Origin of the sequence: Streptomyces sp. MUSC 14, assembly GCF_001866675.1 — a bacterium.
Lineage (GTDB): Bacteria > Actinomycetota > Actinomycetes > Streptomycetales > Streptomycetaceae > Streptomyces.
In genome coordinates, this window is record NZ_MLYN01000093.1 from 1 (window position 1) to 5,253 (window position 5,253).

Sequence of the window (5,253 nt, forward strand, 5' to 3'; positions counted from 1 at the left end):
GAGTCCGACGACCCCGACCCCCAAGACCCGAAGACCCGCAGGACCCGGCATCCAGGAGACCGGCACTCCCGGAGTCCGACGACCCCGACCCCCAAGACCCGAAGACCCGGGATCCAGGAGGCCAGGGATCCGGGCATCCGAGGCTCCGGGGCCCGGGAGTCCGGGGCCCGGGAGTCCGGAAGTCCGGAAGTCTAGGGATTTCAAGGCCCGGACACCTCAAGGCCCGGACACCCCGAGGCCCGGACACCCCGAGGCCCAGAGACCCAGGACTCCGGAAAGCCGGTGCCTGGAGTCCAGCGAACCCTGGACCCGGAGTCCCGGGGAGCCCGGTGGGCCGGAGTCCGGGGAGTCCGGTGGGCCGTTACCGGGTGGGGGTGGGTGCCCGGTCCGGTCGGGGGGCCGGGGCGTAGCCGGTGGGGCGGGTGGTGAAGGTGCCCCGGCCCTGGGTGCGGCTGCGCAACCGGGTGGCGTAGCCGAAGAGTTCGGCCAGCGGGACGGTCGCCGTCAGGACGGTCGCGCCGCGCCGCGTCCCGGAGCCGCCGACCCGGCCGCGCCGAGCGGCCAGGTCCCCGAGGACCGTGCCGACCGCGTCCTCGGGCACGGTGACCGTGACCTCGGCGACCGGTTCCAGCACGGCCGTCGCGCAGGCGCGCAGGGCCGCGCGGAGCCCGAGCCGGCCGGCGGTGCGGAAGGCCGTGTCGGAGGAGTCCTTCACATGAGTGGAGCCGTCGGTGAGCGTGACCCGCAGTCCGGTCACCGGATGCCCGTCGAGCGGCCCCTCGGCGAGGGCGTCCCGGCACCCGGCCTCCACCGCACGCACGTACTCCTGCGGCACGCTTCCGCCGACCACGGCGGAGCGGAACTCGAAGCCGGTGGCGCCGACTTCGGGTCCCAGCGGTTCCACGTCGAGCACGACATGCGCGAACTGCCCCGCCCCGCCGTCCTGTTTGACGTGCCGGTACCCGAACCCCGTCACTCCCGCGACGACCGTCTCACGACAGGCGACCCGCGGCCGTCCCACGGTGACCTCCGGTCCCCCCGCACGCCGCACCTTCTCCACCGCGACCTCCAGATGGAGTTCGCCCATCCCGGACAGCACGGTCTGTCCGGTCTCGGCGTCGGTGCGCACCACCAGCGAGGGGTCCTCCTCGACCAGCCGGGCCAGCGCCTGCGCCAGCGGGCCGGTGTCCGTGGCCCGCCGGGCCTCGACCGCGACGGACACCACGGGCTCCGCCACGGCGGGCGGCTCCAGCAGCAACGGAGCACCGGGGTCGCACAGGGTCGAGCCGGCCCGCGCCGACCTCACGCCGACGAGTGCCACGATGTCCCCGGCGACCGCCCGGTCGAGCGGGACGTGCCGGTCCGCCATGACCCGCAGGATGCGCGCCACCCGCTCGGTACGCCCGCTGCCCTGCTCACGCACGGTGTCTCCTTTCTCCAGGGTGCCCGAGTAGACACGGACGTGGGCCAGTCGTCCCGTGGAACCGGCGTTCACCTTGAACACCAGCCCGCTGAACGGGACGTGGGGATCGGCGGCCCGCTCCTGCTCGGCGCCCGCGTGCACGCCGCGTACGGCGGGGACGTCCAGCGGCGAGGGCAGATAGGCGACGACCGCGTCCAGCAGCGGTTCGATGCCGCGGTTGCGGTAGGCGGAGCCGGCGAGGACGACCACGCCGTCCCCGGTGCGGGTGAGATCGCGCAGCGCGGCGGTGAGGGTGGCGGCGCGGAGCGTGTCCCGCGCGCAGAACTCCTCCAGCGCGCCGGCATGCAGCCCGGCCACCGCCTCCTCCAGCACCCGCCGCCGTCGTACGGCCTCCTCCCGCAACTCCTCGGGCACGGCGCCCTCCACCGCCGTACCGCTCGCGTCGCCCCACGTCAGCGCGCGCATCCGCACGAGGTCGACGACACCGGTGAACGCGTCCTCGGCCCCGATCGGCAGCTGTACGACCAGCGGCGCCGGGTGCAGCCGCTCCCGGACGGAGGCGACGGCCCGGTCGAGGTCGGCGCCCGCGCGGTCCAGCTTGTTGACGAACGCGATGCGCGGGACGCCGTGCCGGTCGGCCTGCCGCCACACCGACTCGCTCTGCGGCTCGACCCCGGCGACGGCGTCGAACACGGCGACCGCCCCGTCGAGGACCCGCAGCGAGCGCTCGACCTCGTCGGCGAAGTCGACGTGGCCGGGGGTGTCGATGAGGTTGATGCGACAGCCGTCCCAGGCACAGCTGACGGCGGCGGCGAAGATGGTGATGCCGCGGTCGCGTTCCTGCGGGTCGAAGTCGGTGACGGTGGTGCCGTCGTGCACCTCGCCCCGCTTGTGGGTGGTGCCCGTCGCGTACAGGATCCGCTCGGTGACGGTGGTCTTGCCCGCGTCGACGTGGGCGAGGATGCCGAGGTTGCGGACGGCGGTGAGCGTGGTGGCGGGACTGGTGATGTGCGTGCGCACGGCCCGGGGCCTTTCTGGCGTTCGGAGCGTCTCCGGTCCGCGGAGACGAGGGGCGGCGCGATGCACCCGTACGCCCTGGAGGGCGCGACGGCGTCCCGCCCGGCCGGCGCGTGGCCGGTTCGGGCGGGGAAGGTCAGCGGGACGTCACGGGTGTCCGGTGCCGGCCGCGCAGCGGGCACCGGCCGGACGAGGACACCAGGATCACCTCGTACCGGCAACGGGGAGCGACGACAGCGCTGTGTGCACGCACGGCCTGCTCCCCTCTCTTCTGTGCCTGTGTCGGTGTACAGGACGACGGTACGAGGCGGGACGTGGCCGGGGCACGTGATTTTTCCGGGGCCTGCGGCGGTGCCGCTACTCGCCGAGCAACAGCCGCTCCAGCGCCGCGCGCGCCCGCGCGTCGGACTGCGCCCGGGCCGTGACCGCGACCGCGAGTTCCCGCAGCCACTCGTCGAGCGCCACCGGCCGCCGCGAGAGCACCACACCGCGGACCTCCTTGCACACCTCGCCCCGGGGCTGCGCGCCCGCCAGGTCGAGCACGAGACGCTGCTCGCCGAGGAAGACCTCGACCCGCTCGATGCGGCCGTCGCGCCCCGCGAGCCGGTCGGCCAGACCCCGTCTGCGTTCGACGGCGACGGCGCCCGGCGGCAGCGCCTCGGCGAGGGTCCCGGTGAGCACCCGGGCGTACACCTCCAGGTCGGCGGCGTCCCTGCGCAGCGCGGCCGTCAGCAGCTCGACGGAGTCCGACGCCCCGGCGGGCTCGAACGGTACGGGGTCCTGCGGCGAGGTCATCGTGGGGCCTCTCGTGGTGTGCGGTCGATCCGGGTCTGCGGGGCCGGGCGCTCAGCCGTCCAGGCCGAGCACCATCGTGGGGCGCTCGATGACATGGTCCTCGCGCAGCGGCCGTACGGCCGTGCCGATCGCGAAGAACTCCGTGGTGTGGCCGCCCCAGCGGTGGTTGTGCGCGTTGAGCTGCACCCCGACGATGCCCTCCGCGCGCAGCTCCTCCGCCTCGTGCTGCATCCGTGCCATCGCCAGTTCCCGCGCGTCGTACAGGGCCTGGGTGAACTGCTCGATCTCCACGTTCTTGCCGATGTTGGAGAACATCTGCCCCATCCGCTGGTGCGCGATGTGGTAGACGCAGGTGCCCATCACCATGCCCAGCGGGGCGTAGCCGGCGCGGATGAGCGTCCAGAAGTCCTGGCCGTTGAGGTCCGAGGTGAACGGCTGGCCCTTGAGGTTGCGCCAGCTGCCGCCGCCCGAGCCCGGTGCCGGGTGGTCGGCCTTGACGGCGGTGCCGATGGCAATGAACTCCGCGATGTCGGTGCCGAATTCACGGGCCTCGACGCTCAGCCGTACCCCGACGATGCCGTCCGCGCCCAGCTGGGCCGCCTCCGCCTCCATACGGGTCATCGCCAGTTCACGGGCGTGGTACATCGCCTGGCTGAGCGTCGTCAGCTCCTGGTTCTTGCCCCAGCGGCCGAGCTGGATGCCCACGTGGTAGATCGAGCTGCCCAGCACGAGGCCGATGGGCCTGAATCCCGCCTCGCGCACGAGCAGGAACTCGTTGACCGACAGGTCGCTGGTGAAGATCGAACCCGGCTTCCCCGGCTGCAGTTCGGCCAGCCGCCGCATCGCGTCGGCCGGCACACCCTGGGCGGACATGCCGTCAGCGGTGCCATCGGCGGGGTTGAAGGCGGTCATGAACGGGTTCCCCTCATCGAATGTCGGTGGCGGTACGGCGCATGGTCCGCCGACGTCGTTCCGGGTCGAGCGGCATCACGGTGAGGGTGCGGGGCGGCTCCTCGCGTGCCGTGAAGCGGGCGACGGTGGTGCCCACCAGCGTCGCCTCGGCCACATGGTCCTTCTGCTCGTTGTTGCCGCTGCCGCGCGTGCAGGACTCGCCCCAGACGCGCAGGCGGCCCGTGGCGAGGATCACGCCGTCGCCGCCCCGGCGCCCGCTCTGCGCCCGCAGGTGCGTCCGGGCGTCGGCGCGCACCGCCCGGACGAGCTCGCTCCAGCCGCTGACCTCGGTGTTGCTCCAGGAACGGGTCTGGGCGCGGGTGGTGTAGTCGTCGTGGCGTACGCCGATGGACATGCCGTAGAGCAGCTCGACGGGGACCCATCCGGCGGTCACCAGCTTCGCGAACCCCTGACCGTCGAGGTGGCAGGTGAACGGCTGCGGCGCCCGGACCGCACCGGCCGCGCGCACCGCGGTCCCGATCACCTTGAACTCCAGGCAGTTGGGCTGGGCCGCGAAGGGCGCCACCGTCAGCTGTGCCGCGACGACGCCGTCGCCGCCGAGGGCCGAGCACTCCGCGGCCATCCGGTCGAGGGCCGAGCGGCGCGCCCCGTCGAGCACCTCGACGAGACGGGCGGACGGGGCGCCGCCGCCGGAGAGGGCGACGGGCGCGGGGGCACCGCCGAAGGCGTACCGCATGCCCCGGTAGAGGCAGTCGTGGTAGCCCCAGTACCGGCCGCTGCGGCCCACGTGGTAGACGGCCGAACCCATGACCTGGCCCACCGGTTCGAACCCCACGGCGCGCAACGCGGCGAACGCGCCGGTGGACAGCGCCGAGGACCATGTCCCGCTGCCGCGCACCTCCGCGATGCGCGCGGCCGCCGCCGGGGGCAGCCCGGCCCCCGCCCATTCCCCGCTCATGGACACCAACTTCCCGCGTCGCGCCCTGCCCCTGGAGTACAGCGGCCCGAGTCTATGCCCGGCCGCCCGGCGGAGGGGGGTGGGGGGAGTCGTACGACGTCGGGGAGGGGAAAGGACACGGCGGGCCGGTTCCCGGGCACGTGCCCGG

Annotated in this window: 4 protein-coding genes; all 4 read right to left on the bottom strand. The window is 74.0% G+C overall.

Translation table 11 applies throughout. The features are described 5' to 3' along the window. Nucleotides 1-361 precede the first annotated feature (361 nt). The 4 genes from fusA to BIV25_RS43685 all read right to left on the bottom strand — a co-directional run bounded on the left by fusA (nucleotide 362) and on the right by BIV25_RS43685 (nucleotide 5,105). Entirely contained in the window at nucleotides 362-2,443 is a 2,082-nt protein-coding gene (fusA, locus tag BIV25_RS43670) for an elongation factor G (RefSeq protein WP_071378157.1), read from the bottom strand. A gap of 354 nt (nucleotides 2,444-2,797) precedes the next feature. Next, nucleotides 2,798-3,235, bottom strand: coding sequence for a hypothetical protein (locus tag BIV25_RS43675; protein WP_071378158.1), 438 nt, complete (start codon nucleotides 3,233-3,235; stop codon nucleotides 2,798-2,800). Nucleotides 3,236-3,286: 51 nt separating this feature from the next. Beyond that, a complete protein-coding gene (locus BIV25_RS43680) occupies nucleotides 3,287-4,147 on the bottom strand; it encodes a heavy metal-binding domain-containing protein (protein WP_256257182.1) in 861 nt (286 codons plus the stop codon). 13 nt (nucleotides 4,148-4,160) lie between these two features. Continuing rightward, a complete protein-coding gene (locus tag BIV25_RS43685; protein WP_071378159.1) occupies nucleotides 4,161-5,105 on the bottom strand; it encodes a heavy metal-binding domain-containing protein in 945 nt (314 codons plus the stop codon). Nucleotides 5,106-5,253 lie beyond the last annotated feature (148 nt).